Source organism: Streptomyces sp. NPDC055078, assembly GCF_053607985.1.
Map to the genome: position 1 here is coordinate 1 of NZ_JBSGUP010001072.1, position 1615 is coordinate 1615.

General features: G+C 74.6%; 1 protein-coding gene and 1 pseudogene. Both read left to right on the forward strand.

The window, feature by feature from the left end; genetic code table 11:
- Positions 1–97: 97 nt before the first annotated feature.
- A complete protein-coding gene (locus ACWF94_RS40210) occupies positions 98–919 on the forward strand; it encodes a TIGR03936 family radical SAM-associated protein (protein ID WP_453500212.1) in 822 nt (273 codons plus the stop codon).
- 282 nt (positions 920–1201) lie between these two features.
- Positions 1202–1615 (forward strand): annotated as a pseudogene (locus ACWF94_RS40215) (hypothetical protein); the annotation flags it as partial.

A 1615-nucleotide genomic window follows, 5' to 3' on the forward strand; every position in this document is an offset into this window, starting at 1 on the left:
AGCCACCCTCCGCCGCCGCACCGCCTAACCCCTCCGCACTCCTCGCCCCTCCCAGCCCTCCCCGCGTCGCACCCCCGGCCCGCCGCCCGCACCTGCGGTGCAGCGCATCCGACTGCGCTACACCAAGCGCGGCCGCCTCCGGTTCACGAGCCACCGCGACTTCCAGCGAGCCTTCGAGCGGGCGCTGCGCCGCGCCGAGGTGCCGATGGCGTACTCGGCGGGCTTCACCCCCCATCCGAAGGTGTCGTACGCCAATGCCGCACCCACCGGCACCGGCAGCGAGGCCGAGTACCTGGAGATCGCCCTCACCGCGCACCGCGACCCCGGCGAGCTGCGTGAGCTGCTCGACGAGTCGCTGCCGGGCGGTCTCGACATCACCGACGCCGTCGAGGCCCGTACGCCGGGGCTCGCCGACCGGCTGACCGCTTCCGTGTGGGAGCTGCGGCTCGACGGGGTGGCCCCCGAGGACGCCGAGAGAGCCGTCTCGGCCTTCCTCGCGGCCGATGCCGTCGACGTCCAGCGCAGAACGAAGAACGGGATGCGGACCTTCGACGCGCGCGGCGCCGTGGCGGAGCTGGTGACCCTCGCACCGGCGTCCAGGGGCGGCGGCAGCGGCGGTGCCGGTGCCATGGAATCCATGGAATCGGTTGACGCCGAGGCCGCCGATAGGCTCACGGTCGGACGCTGTGCGATACTGCGGCTGGTTGTTCGGCACGTAACGCCTGCCGTGCGACCCGACGACGTCCTGTCCGGTCTCCGCGCTGTGGCCGACCTGGCGCCGCCGGTCCCCGCAGCGGTGACCAGGCTGGCGCAGGGGCTCTTCGACGAGGAGTCCGGCACGGTGACCGACCCGCTCGCGCTTGACCGCGAGGCAGTTCCGACCGCTCCACCCACGGCCGTCGGAACAGCCTCCCCCTAGCTCTGCCAGGGGGATTCCGCGACGGCGCCCTCAGGTCCCGCCGCGCCCGCAGGCAGTCGTTGTGCGCCGCCCTTGTACTCGGGAGCCACCTGGGTCGGGCAGCGCGAAACCACCGGAGACTTTCGCCAGGCCGTGCGTACATCGCGTACGGAACCGGCGGGCCAGACATAACAGCTCCCGTGCGGCGGCCCCGCCCCGGACGGCACCACACCGCGCAGTACGCGGACGGTGGACCGGACCGCAGGCGCGTCCGCCCGGGAGCGCGACGGGAGAACCGCCCGCATGCACGAGATGAACCAACCCGGCACCGCCGGGGACAACGAGAACGACAACCTGACACCGAGCGACACGCTGCCGCCGCGCCGCCGTCGCAGGGCCGCGTCGCGACCCGCGGGTCCGCCGGGCGCGACCGAGCAGACCGCTGAGGGCACCGAGCCTGATGAGGCTGCTGTGACCTCCGCGAATCCCGGCACCGCCGGGACTGCCGGGGCCGGGGAGGCTGCCGGGGCCGCTGAGCCCGCGCCGCCCAAGCGCCGCCGGGCGGTTCGTAAGACCGCCGCGCCCGCCGAGACGCCGGAAGCGGCCAAGGCGGCCGAGGGCACGGTGACCGCCGAGGCTGCTGAGACCACCGAGGCTGCCGGGTCCGCTGAGTCCGCGCCGCCCAAGCGCCGCCGGGCCACCCGCCAGGTGAGCGCG